This is a genomic window from Mesorhizobium sp. CA10, assembly GCF_020165285.1.
Lineage (GTDB): Bacteria > Pseudomonadota > Alphaproteobacteria > Rhizobiales > Rhizobiaceae > Mesorhizobium.
Map to the genome: position 1 here is coordinate 22925 of NZ_JAIUHV010000012.1, position 15066 is coordinate 37990.

General features: G+C 64.5%; 13 protein-coding genes. 2 read left to right on the top strand and 11 right to left on the bottom strand.

From position 1 onward, the window contains the following. Nucleotides 1-81 precede the first annotated feature (81 nt). The 8 genes from LB535_RS22810 to LB535_RS22845 form a co-directional block, all read right to left on the bottom strand. On the bottom strand, nucleotides 82-732 hold the full coding sequence (locus LB535_RS22810; RefSeq protein ID WP_224633808.1) for a 4'-phosphopantetheinyl transferase: 651 nt from the start codon (nucleotides 730-732) through the stop codon (nucleotides 82-84). Then, nucleotides 729-1208 carry a GNAT family N-acetyltransferase gene (locus LB535_RS22815; protein ID WP_224633809.1) on the bottom strand — a complete coding sequence of 160 codons (480 nt, stop codon included), beginning with the start codon at nucleotides 1206-1208 and terminating at the stop codon, nucleotides 729-731. The genes LB535_RS22810 and LB535_RS22815 overlap by 4 nt, the downstream gene beginning before the upstream one ends. Then, a complete protein-coding gene (locus tag LB535_RS22820) occupies nucleotides 1205-5218 on the bottom strand; it encodes a Pls/PosA family non-ribosomal peptide synthetase (protein ID WP_224633810.1) in 4014 nt (1337 codons plus the stop codon). The genes LB535_RS22815 and LB535_RS22820 overlap by 4 nt, the downstream gene beginning before the upstream one ends. A gap of 313 nt (nucleotides 5219-5531) precedes the next feature. Beyond that, the gene (locus LB535_RS22825; protein ID WP_224633811.1) at nucleotides 5532-6419 is read right to left on the bottom strand and encodes an RNA polymerase sigma factor; all 888 of its coding nucleotides are present in this window, start codon (nucleotides 6417-6419) and stop codon (nucleotides 5532-5534) included. A 41-nt stretch (nucleotides 6420-6460) separates the two neighbouring features. Next, complete coding sequence (locus tag LB535_RS22830) at nucleotides 6461-6781, bottom strand: hypothetical protein (RefSeq protein ID WP_224633812.1); 321 nt, start codon at nucleotides 6779-6781, stop codon at nucleotides 6461-6463. Between the two features lie 95 nt (nucleotides 6782-6876). Then, nucleotides 6877-7842: a ketopantoate reductase family protein gene (locus tag LB535_RS22835; RefSeq protein WP_224633813.1), complete on the bottom strand. Its 966-nt coding sequence runs from the start codon at nucleotides 7840-7842 to the stop codon at nucleotides 6877-6879. A gap of 96 nt (nucleotides 7843-7938) precedes the next feature. Beyond that, nucleotides 7939-9594 (bottom strand): FAD-binding dehydrogenase, encoded by a 1656-nt coding sequence (locus LB535_RS22840; protein WP_224633814.1) that lies wholly within the window; start codon nucleotides 9592-9594, stop codon nucleotides 7939-7941. Between the two features lie 40 nt (nucleotides 9595-9634). Next, nucleotides 9635-10621: a Gfo/Idh/MocA family protein gene (locus LB535_RS22845; RefSeq protein ID WP_224633914.1), complete on the bottom strand. Its 987-nt coding sequence runs from the start codon at nucleotides 10619-10621 to the stop codon at nucleotides 9635-9637. 570 nt (nucleotides 10622-11191) lie between these two features. Here LB535_RS22845 and LB535_RS22850 point away from each other — a divergent pair. Beyond that, nucleotides 11192-11374 (top strand): hypothetical protein, encoded by a 183-nt coding sequence (locus LB535_RS22850; protein ID WP_112128832.1) that lies wholly within the window; start codon nucleotides 11192-11194, stop codon nucleotides 11372-11374. A 34-nt stretch (nucleotides 11375-11408) separates the two neighbouring features. On the opposite strand, the gene LB535_RS22855 is transcribed toward LB535_RS22850, so the two are convergent. Together LB535_RS22855 and LB535_RS22860 are read right to left on the bottom strand one after the other, a co-directional pair. Further along, entirely contained in the window at nucleotides 11409-11717 is a 309-nt protein-coding gene (locus LB535_RS22855; RefSeq protein WP_224526116.1) for a UBP-type zinc finger domain-containing protein, read from the bottom strand. A gap of 123 nt (nucleotides 11718-11840) precedes the next feature. Beyond that, nucleotides 11841-13508, bottom strand: coding sequence for an FAD-dependent oxidoreductase (locus tag LB535_RS22860; RefSeq protein ID WP_224633815.1), 1668 nt, complete (start codon nucleotides 13506-13508; stop codon nucleotides 11841-11843). A gap of 208 nt (nucleotides 13509-13716) precedes the next feature. On the opposite strand from LB535_RS22860, the gene LB535_RS22865 reads away from it, so the two are divergent. After that, complete coding sequence (locus LB535_RS22865) at nucleotides 13717-13977, top strand: hypothetical protein (RefSeq protein WP_224633816.1); 261 nt, start codon at nucleotides 13717-13719, stop codon at nucleotides 13975-13977. 268 nt (nucleotides 13978-14245) lie between these two features. Here the strand turns inward: LB535_RS22865 and LB535_RS22870 are convergent, their stop codons facing one another. Then, nucleotides 14246-15028 carry a hypothetical protein gene (locus LB535_RS22870; protein ID WP_224633817.1) on the bottom strand — a complete coding sequence of 261 codons (783 nt, stop codon included), beginning with the start codon at nucleotides 15026-15028 and terminating at the stop codon, nucleotides 14246-14248. Nucleotides 15029-15066 lie beyond the last annotated feature (38 nt).

The following is a 15066-nucleotide window of genomic DNA, read 5'->3' on the forward strand; positions in this document are numbered from 1 at the left end:
CGAGGCTCGCAGTTCGAATCTTCGGACGCTATTCGTCGTTCAAACGCCCACCCTGAAATGTCGGGGCAGGGCCCGGCGCGCCTATGCCGGGTAAGCCAGCGCCAGGATTCTGGGCGAGATGGTGAAGCGCACGGTCAAACGATTGCCGGATGAAGTGACCGCCTCGCTCGAGGTGAGATCGACGGCGATGTCCTCAAAGCCCAGCACCCGGCCGTCGAGCGGAAACGAGGCCTTGTAGACCGCCTCCTTGATCGCAAACAGAATGCGGCTGCCCAGGCGGGAATCAAGATCGCCCAGGCGATCTTGCGGCGTTGCCACCATGCCTCGGAGCTCGTGTGGCAAGGGCAGGGCAGGTTCGATGTCGACGCCTACGCTTCTCACCGCATCGGATCGCGCGGCGACCGCCATGGCAAGTTCATCGTCATGCGCGATTGAACCGACGATCCCTGCAGGCCAGATCGGGTTTCCCAGTTGGCCCCGCAAGACGGCGAGATCCGCAAAGCTCAGCCGCCGCAGCAATTCATGCGCGACCCGACGGCCCGCTCCAGTGGCGGCGCGCGCCCTCTGTTCGCGCGTGGCGATGGAAGCGCCTTCCGCCGGCAGGAGGTATTGTTCGTCGCCGGCACGAACAAGACGGCAGCCGGTGACGAGGCCGGGCGGCGTGAGGTAGGCCAGCGCCTCCTCGACGGCGCTTTCGATGTCCGGTTGCGCGTCGTCCGGCCGTGAGCTCACTTGCTGCCCAATTCGAGCACGGCAATCATCTCGCCATCCTCGTCCAGTCCCGCCTCGACGAAACCGAAGCCGGCATAGAGCCGGCGCGCCGCCTCGTTGTCCGGTTCATAACAGATCGAGACGCGGCGTATGTGGCCGAGCTGCGCGATCTCCTCCAGCGCCCGGGCAACCGCGGCACGGCCAAGGCCCTTGCCCTGTTCGCGGCGGTCGATCATGAAACGGTAGATGATCGCCTCGTCATCGTCGTCTGGAGCGCTGTACATTAGGAATCCGACGACGCGCCCGGCCGCAACGACAGCGCGGGCGAGGGCCTCGTCGTCTTCCCCGGCCTCTTCCAGCGAGTCGGCATTCGAGGCGACGAAGCCTTGCTGCTCAGGCATCAGCTCGAGCGCCAGGATCGCCGCCCGGTTGTCCTCGCCGACAGGCCGCAGGACAACCTGGCGGTCGCCCGTCCGCGCTTCGGCCGAACGCGTCACTGTTTCTGCCCGATCTCGATCGCGCGCGCGTCGATCGGCGTCACCACGCCATAGAGCTTGGCCGGGTTGCCGCGCCACACGGTGTTGGGCTCCAGCACTTCGCCCTTCATGACGAAGCAATCGAGGTCCGCCACGGATCCCTCGCCCATCACCACGGCGTAGTGGATGAAGGCGGCAGAGGCGAGCGTGCAGCCATTGCCGATGCGGATATAGTCGGATTTGAACGCGCCTTCCTCCAGCGAATGTGCCTGGATGACGCAGCCCTCGTTGAGCGTCGCGTCGTCGCCGATCTCCACCAGCGACCGCTCGGTGATGATGCTTCCCCCGTCATAGACGCGCCGCCCGACCTTCACGCCCACCAGACGCAGGATCAGCGGCCTGAACGGGGTACCGGTGAACAGGCCCATGATCGGCGAATCGGACAGTTTCCAATGGCGTTCGTGGCGCCAGAAGACCGGGTCGTAGATCGTGGCCATCCTGGGCTTCAGCCGGCGGAAACCGAGGCTGACCCGTTCGAGGAAGATGTAGAACGGAATGCCGATCGCCGTGGTCAGCACCACCGCCAGGAACAGCGCCGTCTGCTCCCATTCGTTGTAGTAGTTGAGCGCCCTGTCCCAGATGGCGAGCGTCAGGAACAGGATCAGCCACTGCGCGGCCAAGAACAGCAGCGCGGTGACCAGATTGTGGAGGTTCTTCAGCGGCAGCCGGCGGCGGCGCTCCTGGTCGGAGATCAATCCGAGAAGCTCCTTGTCGCGATTGACCATGCGCGGGATTTCAAAGGGCGGCGACCCCAGCAGCCCGACATTCTCGCGCACAGGACCATCGACCGGTACATGCACCTTGGTCCCGAGCAGGCAATTGTCGCCGGTGCGGGAATCCGGCGAATAGATGATGTTGTTGCCGAAGAAGTTGCGCTCGCCGACCCGCGTATGCTCGAGACGGAAGGAGTTGGCGGACTTCTGCATGTTGACCATGAACAGGCCGTCGGAGACCATCGTTTCCGAGCCGATCTCGCTGAGCTGCGGGTTTTCATGCCGCTGGTTGGTGCCGAAATTCGACCCGGTCTGGTTCACCTTGTTCAGCCGCCAGCCGATGGCGCGCAAATAGTAGACGACGGCCGAGCTGTCGCCGAACAGCACATTCAGCAGTCGCACGTTGCTGACCAGCTCCAGCATCGATTGCAGCCAGTAGTGAAAGCCGTAGAGCGAATAGTCTCGGCCGGGCTTCAGCATGAGGTTGAACAGCCGCGGCACGATGGCCGCCAGCAATACGCCGCCGATGATGAAGCCCGCCAGCGTCACCGTAGTGCCGATCGCCACGATGCCGATGGTCTCCTGATAGTCGTCACCGACATTTTCCCAGTAGGTGTGGAACAGAAGCGGGAACGGCGTGACGATGGCGAAGAGGATGAAGAGCTGGATCGCCTCGTAGATGATCCGGCGCGCTCGCGACAGCGGCACGTTGGGAACCGTGCAATAGTCCGCCTCGGTCGGAATCGCCGGCGATCCGTGCCAGCGCTCGCCGGCAGGGATCGCCTGTCCGCGATGCAGCGACGAAGCGTGGCCCAGCTGGGCGCCATCGCCGATGCGGGTGTCGATGTCCAGCGTCGAGCCGACGCCGACGAAAGCGTTGTGGCCGATGTCGAGCGGGCCGGTGTGGATGTAGCCCGCCTGGGCGCGGAAGCCCAGGATCATGGAATCCTTGCGCAGGATCGAGTTGTCCCCGATCCTGATCAGGTCGGTGCAGACCGGAACGGAGCGGCACTCGATAACGGTGCGGTTGCCGAGCCGGGCGCCGAGCAGGCGCAGGTAGAGGCTGTACAGCGGGCTGCCGCGGAATAGCACCACCGGCGCGCTGCGGACCAGCGTCTTGACGACCCAGAAGCGATAATAACGCCAGCCCCAGATCGGGAACGTCTCGGCCTTCCAACGTCCGACCAGCAGCCATTTGGCGATGATGGCAAAGCCGCTGAGCCCGAAGAATACGCTGGCGGACAAGAGAACGCAGCGCAGATAGAGCTGCACCGGGTCGTCCAGCGCGTCATAGACCCAGTTGAGTCCGTCATTGATCGCCCAGAGCGAGGCATAGCTGTAGAGCGTGTAGAACATGAGCTGCCCAAAGCCCGTGCTCCAATAGGCAAGGCCGGAAGCCCGATGCGTCAGCATCGGCTCGCTCGCGGCAACCGCGACCATCTGCGGCGCACGCAGGTAATCGGCGAGCTTCGCGACCGTGGGATGCAGGTAGATATCGCGCATCGAGGTCGTCGACCAGGCCTTGCGGGAGCGGATACGCGCGCAGAACCTCGCCATCAACAGCGAGTTTGCGCCGAGGTCGTCGAAGAAGTGGTCTTCGATGGAGATGTCCTCGAATTTCAGCACATCCTGCAGCGTGTCGACCAGGAACCTCTCGTCCTCGTTGCGCGGGTCGATCATCGCATGGCCGGCCGCGACGCGCGCGCTGGTCGGCTTTGGCAGCTTCCTCAGGTCGACCTTATTGGAGACGGTCATCGGGATCGCGGGCAGCTGCTCCAGATAGGCCGGGACCATGTAGTCGGGCAGCCGCTGCTTGAGCTCCCGCACTAGCATGGTGCGATCCACACTGTCGCCACCGCTCCTGGGGGCATAGTAGGCGACCAGTTCCGTGCGCTCGGGCTCGATCTCCCACGTCGTAACCGCCGCCTGCGCGATGCCTGGCTGCTCCAGCAGCACGGCCTCGATCTCGCCCAGCTCGATGCGGTAGCCGCGGATCTTCACCTGCGTGTCGATACGGCCGTGATACTCGATCTCGCCCTTGTCGTTGATGCGGCCGAGATCGCCCGTCCGGTAGATGCGGCCGCTGGGGTTGTTCGGCAGGCCGATGAAATCCTTGATGAATCGCTGTTCGGTAAGCTCCGGCCGGTTGAGGTAGCCTACCGCCACGCCCATGCCGCCGATGCAGACCTCGCCCAGTGCGTCGCCGGTCAGCACTTTCGGCTTTTCGGGGTCGAGAATGGCTATCGAATAGGTAGGCAGCGGCCTGCCGATCGTCACCGGCTCGTCCGGCGTCAGCAAGGCCATGGTGGCGGTGACCGTGGCCTCGGTCGGGCCATAGGTGTTCAGGATCTGGCGGCCGGGCTTCGCCCAGCGCACCACGAGCTTTTGCGAGCAGGCTTCGCCGCCGACCAGGATCGCGCGCAGGCTGGGCGCGTCGCTCTCGATCGACGACAAAAGCGTCGGACTGCAGGCCATGCAGGTAATATGATGCTCGCGCAGGAAGCTGGCCAGCTCCTCGCCAACGAGGGGCTGCTGGCCGGGGGCCGGCACGACCGTGGCGCCGGCGGCAAAGGGCACCCAGATCTCCTCCGAGGAGAAGTCGAAAGCGATGGTCATGCCCTGGTACACGCGATCGCCCGGCTGGTAACCGTAGGATGCTGCGGCGACCCGGATGAAGTTGCAGAAGCTCTGATGCGTGATGACCACGCCTTTCGGCTTGCCCGTGGTGCCGGACGTGTAGAGAATGTAACAGGTCTGGTCCTGGCTGCCCTCCGGCAGGGGCGCAGTTTCCGGCTTGAGGGCGATTTCGGATTCCGCCGAGTCGATCGAGATATGCGGAACCGGCAGGCGCGCCACGCGCGCGGCGTAACCGGAGACGCTGATCACCATCGTGACATTGGCGTCCTCGATGATCATCACCATGCGATCTTCGGGGAAGGCGGTGGCTAGAGGAACGAAGGCCGCCCCTGCCTTCATCACGGCAAGGATAGCGATATAGGTTTCGGCGGAGCGATCCAGCAAAAGGCCTATCCTGTCGCCCGGCTTCACGCCGCGCTCGATCAGCAGATGCGCGAACTGGTTGGCGCGGCTGTTCAGCTCGCGGTATGACCAGGGCCGGCCGCCGGAAATCACCGCCGGTGCTGCGTCGAAGCGGCTCGCCAGATCGCCGAAGAAGCGGTCGAGCCTCTCATGCGGCTCGCCCTTGTGGATGAAATCGGGGCCGATCAGGATCTGATCGCGCGGTGGCGATTCCGTCACGACTTTGGCTTTGGGCGCGTTTTTCTTGGCGGGTTTGCTTGCTTCATTCAGAGACATTGGAAGACCCGCGAGCCCGTGATGGCTCGCACTATGCCGTGATTGGCGAAAGACAATTGGCTGACGATGGTGAGCCAGTTGATTTGCCTTTGCGGCGGATTTGAGATGGCGTTCCGATCGACAATTCATGCCACGTGACGTTCACGATGATGTGACGGAGCGCCGATCTCCCCCGCGAAGCCGTATCGTTCTGCGCGCGCTCTGCGGGATCATCTCCGCAGGCAGCGGCTCGATCAGCTCGCGGATGCGTCGCAGCTCAATCGGTAGGGAAGCAGATATCCGCCTCGACGAGGCAATAAGGGACGTGCCGGAAATCGCGAATGCGCACGACCTCATCGCCGCGCCAGTCGATCAGCATGAAGCCGCGCACCGCATCGTGCGCCTGCGGGTTGCGGATCAGGATCGCCGGCTGGCCGTCGACGAAGCCGAGCGACAGCGCCCAGTCGCCGAGGCGGTCGTAATTGCCGAAATAGGTCGAGGCTTCCTTCTTGCCGTTGAGGCGGGCGCGATTGAGGACGTCGACCTGGATGTCCTCGGCGATCAGCGTCCTGACCCCGTCGAAGTCGCGTGCGTTGAACAGGTCGATGTAGCGGCGCAGCCGGCGCTCTTCTTCGGGATCGAGCCTCGGCACCGCCACGTCGTCCGGTGCCGAGGCCAGTGCCTTCAGCTCCGCCCGGCCGCGATGCAGCGCCGCCTTGGTGGCGGCTAAAGTCGCGCCCGTAACCTCGCAGGTTTCATGCAGGCTGAGGCCGAGCACATCGACCAGGATCACGGCGCTGCGCTGCGCCAGCGTGAGCCGCATGAAGCTGCGCAGGCTCGCCGCCGCCGCCAGTCTCGCCCCGGCGTCGGCGGAGAGATCTTCTATTTCGGTCATGTCGGCCTCGGTCATGCGCGAGCGCTCCCGCAGGCGGCGGCGCAGATGATCCTGCGCCGCATTATGGGCGATGCGGAACAGCCACTGCTCCGGACGCTCGACCATGGCACCGCCATCGTGAGCAGCAAGCGCCTTCACCACCGCCTCCTGCACGATGTCCTCGCCCTCGATCGCCGAGCCGGCCATGCGGGCGGCATAGCGGTGCAGCTTCGGGCGCAGCCCGACAAGCATGGATTCGAGTTCCGCGCGGTCGAATTTCGCTGCGCTCATCGTCCTCATTCTCGCCTCGCCGATTACATGCCGTGCCCTGGTCAGGCCGGCACGGCTTCATCTGCCCCGGCCAGCATACGATAGTCACCGACGATCTTCGCCGGCGACCTGGCAAGCGGCGTCGAACGTCGCGCGGCATGATCGGCGCCGAAGGCCTTGAACGCGTCGAGCTCGGTCAGCGCCGAGCTATCCTTGTCGTAGCCGACGATGTGGACGAACCCGCCATTCTCCAGTTCGAGCACCAGATAGCGCAAGGTTTGCGGCTGCGTTTCATCCAGCGCCTCGAACACTTTTGCCACCAGCGCCCGGTTCTCGGCGATGCTTGCGTCTTTCACGCCGTAGCGGATGAGATTGTAGGTCATGGTCGTCTCCTGTTTGCGATCTGCGTGAGGAAGACGTTCCATGGCCTCCAAAGAATTCCCGGGCCGGGTCTTATCTTTTTGATCGTCTGCGGCGATCAGCCGGTTCCGCCGATCATGGAGACGATCGTGTCGTCGCCGGCCGATTGCGGCCGCATCCGGCCGCTGGCCAACTCGACCGACAGTTTGCATAGGGCTGAGTTGACGGGCGTCGCCATGCCGTGCAGCCGCCCGAGAAGCACGATCTCGCCGTTGAGGAAGTCGGTTTCGAGGGAGCCGGTCCCGCGCACGATGCTCTGCAGCGTCGAGGAGCCGACACGCGTTCGGCCGGGGATGGCGGTTATGGTCAATTCCTCGCGCGCCATGGCGTCGGTCTTGTCCCAGTCGATCCCGGCGGCGGTGAGCACCGCCTCGGCTTCGGCGCGCGCCTTGGCATACCATTTCCGCTGCAGCTCCGTCTCGCCCAGCGCCGCGTCGATGATGTTGCGAAGGTTGGCGAGCAGCTTGCGGTACTTGCTGCTCATCACATTGTCCCTGGGGTCGGCGATGAAACCGGAGGCGCTCAGAACCCCGCATAGTTTCTCGACTGTGTCGTCGATTCCGGAAGGATAGCGGCCGATATCGAAGGCGCCGATCTTGGGCGCGAAATAGGCCGCGACCTGACCGGGCGTGTCGTAATCGGCCGGCAGCATGACCGTCGCGCCATAGACATTGGCGAAGAAACGCAAGGCCAGCGCCTCGTTGGCGACGCCGTTCTGGAAGCAGCACACCGGCTGCGCCGTGACACCGGCGGCGTTGAGCCGTTGCAGCGCCCCGAGCGTATCAGGCGTTTTCATCGTCAGCAGCACGACATCGTCTGGCTCGAAGGAAATCTCCGACGGGTCGGCATGGGCGGGAAAGCGCGCGGTCCTTGTGCCTTGCGGGGTGGAAAGCGACAGTCCCGAGGCGCGGATGGTATCGAGCTGCCTGCCGCGGGCGATGCCGAGCACCGTGTGGCCTGAAAAACTCAGCTGGGCCGCGATGGCGCCGCCGATGGCGCCGATCCCATAGACGATGATGCGCATGCTGTTCCCGTCATGATTGGGGTTGGGACTTCAGTCGAGTTGACCGAAAAAGCCTACAGCGTTGTCGCCGAGGCGGCGACCATCCGCGCCCTCCGTTCACGCAATCGTGGCCGCCGCCGCCCGCCCCGCGCTGCGCCCCGAAAAAATGCAGCCGCCGAGAAACGTGCCTTCCAGCGCCGCATAGCCATGCACGCCGCCGCCGCCGAAGCCGGCGACCTCGCCCACCGCATAAAGCCCCGGCACCGGCTGGCCGGCGGCATTGAGCACGCGGCTATCGAGGTCGGTCTGCAGCCCGCCCAGCGTCTTGCGGGTCAGGATGTTGAGGCGCACCGCGATCAGCGGGCCGTTCGCCGGATCGAGCATCTTGTGCGGCTTGGCGGTGCGGATCAGCCTGTCGCCGAGATAGGAGCGCGCACCGCGCAGCGCGGTGACCTGGGCGTCCTTGGAGAACGGATTGTCGAGCTGCATGTCGCGGGCGCGGATCTCGCGCTCGACCTGGGCGCCGTCCAGCAGCGGCTCGCCGCCGGCCAGCGCGTTCATGCGCGCCACCAGCCTGGAAAGATCGGCCTCGACGATGAAATCCTCGCCCTTTTCCATGAACGCTTTCACCGGGCCGGGAATGCCTGATGTCGCGCGGCTCAGCACCTGCCGCCAGCTTTTGCCGGTGAGGTCCGGGTTCTGCTCGGAGCCCGACAGCGCGAACTCCTTCTGGATGATCTTTTTGGTCAGGATGAACCAGGAATAATCGAAGCCGGTGCTCATGATGTGGCTGAGCGTGCCCAGCGTGTCGAAGCCGGGATAGAGCGGCGCCGGCAGCCTTTTGCCGCGCGCGTCGAGCCAAAGCGAGGAGGGGCCGGGCAGGATGCGGATCGCGTGCTCGGTCCAGATCGGCGCCCAATTCCTGATGCCCTCGACATAGTGCCACATGCGGTCGCGATTTATGATCGAGCCGCCGACCGCCTCGGTGATCGCCAGCATGCGGCCGTCGACATGATCCGGCACGCCGGTGATCATCCGCTTCGGCGGCGCGCCTAGGCGTTGCGGCCAGTTCTGGCGCACCAGCTCGTGATTGCCGCCGATGCCGCCGGAGGCGACGATCACCGCTTGCGCATGGAGCTCGAAATCGCCGGCCATGTCACGAGAACTCTTGCGGCCGCGCTCAACCGTGCTTGGCTGCAAGATGTCGCCACGTACGCCGCTGACCGTGTTGCCGCTGCGGACAATCTCGGTGACCCGGTGGCGGAACCTGAACTCGACCAGCCCGCGCTTCTGCGCCTCGCCCACGCGCAGCACGAAAGGCTCGAGCACGCCAGGCCCGGTGCCCCAGGTGATGTGGAAGCGCGGCACCGAATTGCCGTGGCCGACGGCATTGCCGCCGCCGCGCTCGGCCCAGCCGACGACGGGGAAGAATTTCATGCCCCGCTCGATCAGCCAGGAGCGCTTCTCGCCGGCGGCGAAGCCGACATAGGCCTCCGCCCATTTGCGCGGCCAGAAATCCTCCGGACGGTCGAAGGCGGCGGTGCCCATCCAGTCCTCGAGCGCGAGGTCGTGGGAATCGCGGATGCGCATGCGCCGCTGTTCCGGCGAATCGACCAGGAACAACCCGCCGAACGACCAGAAGGCCTGGCCGCCCAGCGACTGTTCCGGCTCCTGGTCGACGATGATGATTTTCTTGCCGGCCTCCGCCAACTCCGTCGCGGCGACGAGGCCGGCCAGCCCCGCGCCGACAATGATCACGTCCGCGTCAGCCATTTTCCCTCCCAGAACCAGCCGGCAAACTTATCGCGACGTCTCAGACGGGCTCCCAGCCGTCCTTCTCGCCGGCGCGGAAGATGGCGTCGATGACCTTCTGGTTGAGCACCGATTCCTCCAGCGTGAAGACGCGGTCCTTGCCGCCTTGCGCGGCGCGCACGAAGGCTTCGCACTCCAGCCGGTATTGCTGCGTGCCCGGGAAGCGAAACACCTGCGCCTCGCTGTGGTTCTGGTTGTGCAGCTCGATGCGGTGGTGATCGTAGAGCCCGGCATTGAACGGGGCGAAGACCTCGATGAAGCCCTTCTCGCCGTGGAATACCATCACCTGCCGCGCCGCCATCTGCGTCGACAGGTAGAAGGACAGCTCGAAATCGCCGAAATCGGCTCGGATCGAGGAATAGATGTCGGTGCCGAAAGTCTTGTCGCGCTCGATCGTCGCCTGCACCCGCAGCGGCTCCTTGCCGGTCGAAAAGCGCGTCGACACGGTCGGATAGACGCCGATGTCGGGCAGCGCGCCGCCGCCGAGATCGAGCTGGTTGCGCATGTTCTTGGGGTCGATATTGTAATAGGAAAACGCGCCCTGCACATGGCGCAGCCGGCCGATGGCGCCGCTTGCGATCAGGTCGCGCACCTTGATCCATTGCGGGTGGTAGACGACCATGAAGGCCTCGCAGACCAGCACCTTCTTCTCATCGCTCAGCTTGATCAGCGGTGGGATGTCCTTGGCGTCGAGCGCCAGCGGTTTTTCCACCAGCACATGCTTCCCGGCCTCGATCGCCTTTGCCGTCCATTCGACATGCTGGGAGGTGGGCAGCGGAATGTAGACGCCGTCGACCTCCTCGGAGGCGAGCAGGTCCTCATAGGAGCCGAAAGCATGACGGGCGCCGAAACGCTCGCCCAGCGCCTTGGCCTTCGATAGGTCGCGGCTGGCGATTGCCGACAGAACGCCGTTCTCCGACTCCACGATTGCCGGCAAAAGCTGCTCGCGGCCGATCTTTGCCGTCGACAGAACACCCCATCGGAACATCATGCTTCTCCATGTCGGTTACAGGCGACGAGGTTTGCCTGAAATCGGCGGAAAAGCCAATGCGTGAGGCAGCGCGCCTTCCTCGCCCCACGCAGTGGGCTACGGCATGCACACATTTCCAAGCGGCTGGCCTTTGGCGATAGCGTGCATGGCAGCTTAGAGCATGCATTGTCTTATGCAGCGCTGGTCGACCCCCACTCCGTCTCGGCTTCGCCGAGCCACCTCTCCCCCGATCGACGGGGTAGAGGAAAGGCGCCAAGCCTTTTGCCGTCAACGCTCGTCCAGCAAGGCTCGCTTCCTTTCCCTGCGGAGGGGGAAAGGTGGCGCTGCGAGACAGCGACGGATTGGGGGAACCACGTGGCAATCAAGCCTCAGGTCGATCAGTCACGCCAGTCACAGAAGATATGTGCATAGCGTAGACGAAGTGGTGAGAGTTGACCGCGCAGCGGACGAGAGGGGGGCAGCGCTGCCCTTTGCGATGCAGCAGATCGTCGCTCGTTAACCGAATCGGAAGGAGATGTTTAACGCTTCGTCTCTATGTCCGGCCCCGGGAGGCACAACAGAGCGAGCATGATGAACGATAGCCCCGAAAAGCGAAACGAATGGCGTGCCATCTTTTACGTGCAGGCGCGCGTCGCCATCCTGTTTGTGCCGGTTGTGCTCAGCCTTCTCCTCATCGGCATCTTCGCCGGCAATGAGCGCAAATCCGTGCCCGATGCCGTCGATCCGACCGTCACGAGTTCGGTGCGCTGAACAAGGCGTCGCCCGGCCGGCTTGCCCTGCACCGTCAAACAAACTTCGGGATCGGGCCGTTCTGCGGCGTCGTGTCGTCGCCGAGATCGATGAACACCTCGTCGACGAAGCACCAGCCCCAGCCTTCCGGTGGGTCGTAGCCCTCTATGATCGGATGCTGCGTGGCATGGAAATGCTTCGTCGCGTGGCGGTTGGGCGAGTCGTCGCAGCAGCCGACATGGCCGCAGGTCCGGCAGAGCCTCAGATGCACCCACCAGGAGCCGCTCTTCAGGCATTCCTCGCAGCCGAGCGCACTCGGCGTGACCTTTTTGATGTCCTTCGTATGCCTGCATTCGTCCATCATGGTCTCCTGGCCGGTTTGGCCTGTTGGTTCCAGAGCGTGATCCCGAAAAGTGGGAACCGGTTTTCGGAGAAAGATCATGCTCCAACAAAAGTTGGACCGTGATGGCGATTCAACGAACCGCCGTCACGGTCTAGCGGCGCCGTCCCGCGCCAGATAGGCATGCAGCGCCGCAACCACCTGGGCGCCTTCGCCGACGGCGGCAGCGACGCGCTTGGTCGAGCCGCAGCGCACGTCGCCGATGGCGAACACGCCGCTGCGGCTGGTCTCCATCAGCCCGTGCCCCGGTGTCGTGTCCGGTCCAGTGCGCACGAAGCCCTTGGCGTCCAGCGCCACGTTGCAATTCGCCAGCCAGTCGGTGTTCGGGTCGGCGCCGATGAACAGGAAGAGGTGGCGGATGGCGCGCGTCGTCTCCTCGCCGGTCGCCCGGTTGCGCCAGTGCAGCCGCTCGAGATTGCCGTCATGGCCCTCCAGCGCTGCGACCTCGGTCTCGGTCAGCACCTCGATGTTGGGCTGTGCCTTGATACGCTCGACCAGATAGCGCGACATGGTGGCGTCGAGGCTGTCGCGGCGCGCCAGCAGCGTCACCTTGCGCACTTGGCTCGCCAGATAGACGGCCGCCTGGCCGGCCGAATTGCCGGCGCCGACCAGCGCCACTTCCTGGTCCTGGCAAAGCCTGGCCTCGATCGGCGAGGCCCAGTAATGCACCGAAGTGCCCTCGAACTGCGCGAGGTTGGCGATATCGAGACGGCGGTAGCGCGCGCCGCTGGCGATCACCACAGCGCGTGAGCGCACGCTCTCGCCGTCGCCGATGGCCAGCCTGTAGCGGGCCCCATCGCCAGCGTCGTCCAGCAGCTTCGCCTCGTCGGGAATGACCATCTCGACGCCGAATTTCTGCGCCTGGTTATAGGCGCGCGCCATCAGCGCCATGCCGGTGATGCCGGTCGGGAAGCCGAGATAGTTTTCGATGCGGGCCGAGGCGCCTGCCTGACCGCCGAACGCGCGGCAATCGAGCACGATGGTCGACAGCCCTTCCGAGGCGGCATAGACCGCGGCCGCCAGCCCCGCCGGCCCGGCGCCGACGATCGCCACGTCATAGATTTTTTCGGCATCGATCGGCCGCAGCAGGCCGACGCAGCGGGCAAGCTCGGTCTCGCCCGGATTGTGCATCAGCTTGCCGTTGGGGCAGAGCACGATCGGCAGATGGTGCGGGTCGACATGGAAACGCTCGATCAGCGTTTTGGCGCAAGGGTCGGTGTCGGAATCTAGAGCGCGATGGGGAAGGCCGCTGCGCCGCAGAAAGCCCTGCAGCCGTAGCACGTCGCCATTGCCGGGCGGGCCGATGACGACCGGCCCGCTGGTGCCGCTTTCGAGCAGGCCGACCCGGCGCAGGATCAGCGCCCGCATGACGCGCTCGCCGAGATTGGCCTCCTGCACCATCAGGTCGCGCAGCCGCTGCGAGGGGATGACGATCGCCTCGACCGGCTCGACCGCCTCGGCATTGACCAGCGACGGCCGGTTCGACAACTGCGCCAGCTCGCCGACGAAATTGCCGGCGCGGTAGCTGATGATCGCCTCGCGCGGGCCAAGCCCGCCGGCCTGGGTGATGTCGACCTTGCCCGACAGGATAAGGATCAGCCCGGGCGAGACCGCGCCGGCTGTCACGATGTGGTCGCCGGCGGCATAGGCGCGTGCCTCGCCAAACCGGCGCATGCGCCCGATGTCCTCGTCAGTGAGCACGGGAAACATCTGGTCGCGGCGCGCGGCGATGGTCGGGCTGACGGAAGGGGCCATGGGGCGGACCGTAGCGCCCGGCGCGGCGGGTTTGAAGCGGTTTGTTGGAGGACTGGCCGGAAGGGGAGGTTGGCATGACTCGGAGGGTCAATGCGTTACCTCAGCCGAAGGATCGCAGCTGAGCAGAACCACGACCGCTACGGCTTTCGGTGATGGCCCTGACACTTGCGCCAACCTTGCGATACAAAACAGGCGAAGGAGGTGGAACATGAGAAAGGTGCTACTGACGATTTTGAGTATTTTGATTGTGAGCGCGGTGACCTTTCTGCAACCGGCAATGGGCAACGGAAAGGGCTTTAAGAAGCAGCTGCGCAAAGCAGCCGATGAAGCGGCCATAGCAAATGGCACCGCTACTCCAGAGCAGAAGGCAAGGGACGCCAGGCGCAAGAAGAGACAAGCCGAGCTAAATGCTATACGTGCCAAATTGCACTCTGGCAGCGGCCAGAACAAAGCCGCCGACTCAGACTGATATCCATGGCGCTGATGCTGCCGACCGGGAGCGCACGATTGCAAGACGCGTGTCTGGATGCGAGCTGACATTCGGGATTGCGCCGCCTATGACCGATATGCTCGCCGGCGGCATCCGCGTCGGTCAGAATGGGAAACGTCTGTCGCGGCGCGCGGCGATGGTCGGGCTGACGGAAGGGGCCATGGGCGGACCGTAGCGTCAGGGGCGGCTGGTTTGAAGCGGTTTGTTGGGCGACTGGCTGGAAGGGGGTTGGCTGCTATGCCTTCATCTATCCGAGCGACGTCGCCAGCTTGCGCAGCGTCCCGCGCGGATCCTCGGTGATGACTGAGCCATGCGAGACAAGGATGCGCTTGAGCGCCGGCTGTTCGGCCCATCGTCTCAATTGCGCTGCGAGTGCCGCCTTGTCGCGGACCATCGTCAGCTTGACCGGCCAGGGTATATGCGGCTCATCACCGGCAAATCCCATCATGCGCAATGCCCAGCCTGCAAAGCCGGATGCGCCGCGGATGTTGCCTACGATATCGTTGAGAACGAGCGTCGTGCCGTTTGGTCCGTCAATTTGCAACGCCGCTTCGCGATCACGGGTTCCGGGGACGGTGACGAGCTTGACGTCGGGATCCCCAAAGTCGCCGCGCGTCGCATCGACATGTACCGCCTTCTCGACGCTATTGAGCGCGCCAGCCGGTGCAATCACCTGAAGGGTGGGATAGCGATCCTTCCATGGCTTTGCATCGAGCCGATGATGATCATTAGGGACGATCAAGAAGGCCGGCTGGCCGAAGGCCTCGATCTCGCGCATCTGTTCGTCGTCGAGCGCGATGGCGCTGAAGATGACAAGCCGCCGGTCGCGCAGTCGCACCACGGTCATGCGCCGTTTCATGTTGCCAATTGGCATCGGTATGTCGCCGGTCACCGTCAGAATATCGTCGCCGACAGGAGAGAGCCTGCCATGCGGCAGAACCTTCCACTCCTTGAACGGCGCGGGCATCACGGAACCTCGGGTTAACCGGCAAGATAGGAACGGTTCAACGCGAGACGAGTTGCAGGACACAAAAAAGCCCGGAAAGTCCGGGCTTTTTTGCTCATCGC

What these genes read in the sequence shown, in the direction of transcription:
- LB535_RS22825 (WP_224633811.1), bottom strand. Translation starts at nt 6,419, where the DNA reads ATGAGCGCAGCGAAATTCGACCGCGCGGAACTCGAATCCATGCTTGTC.
- LB535_RS22830 (WP_224633812.1), bottom strand. Translation starts at nt 6,781, where the DNA reads ATGACCTACAATCTCATCCGCTACGGCGTGAAAGACGCAAGCATCGCC.
- LB535_RS22835 (WP_224633813.1), bottom strand. Translation starts at nt 7,842, where the DNA reads ATGCGCATCATCGTCTATGGGATCGGCGCCATCGGCGGCGCCATCGCG.
- LB535_RS22840 (WP_224633814.1), bottom strand. Translation starts at nt 9,594, where the DNA reads ATGGCTGACGCGGACGTGATCATTGTCGGCGCGGGGCTGGCCGGCCTC.
- LB535_RS22845 (WP_224633914.1), bottom strand. Translation starts at nt 10,621, where the DNA reads ATGTTCCGATGGGGTGTTCTGTCGACGGCAAAGATCGGCCGCGAGCAG.
- LB535_RS22850 (WP_112128832.1), top strand. Translation starts at nt 11,192, where the DNA reads ATGATGAACGATAGCCCCGAAAAGCGAAACGAATGGCGTGCCATCTTT.
- LB535_RS22855 (WP_224526116.1), bottom strand. Translation starts at nt 11,717, where the DNA reads ATGATGGACGAATGCAGGCATACGAAGGACATCAAAAAGGTCACGCCG.
- LB535_RS22860 (WP_224633815.1), bottom strand. Translation starts at nt 13,508, where the DNA reads ATGGCCCCTTCCGTCAGCCCGACCATCGCCGCGCGCCGCGACCAGATG.
- LB535_RS22865 (WP_224633816.1), top strand. Translation starts at nt 13,717, where the DNA reads ATGAGAAAGGTGCTACTGACGATTTTGAGTATTTTGATTGTGAGCGCG.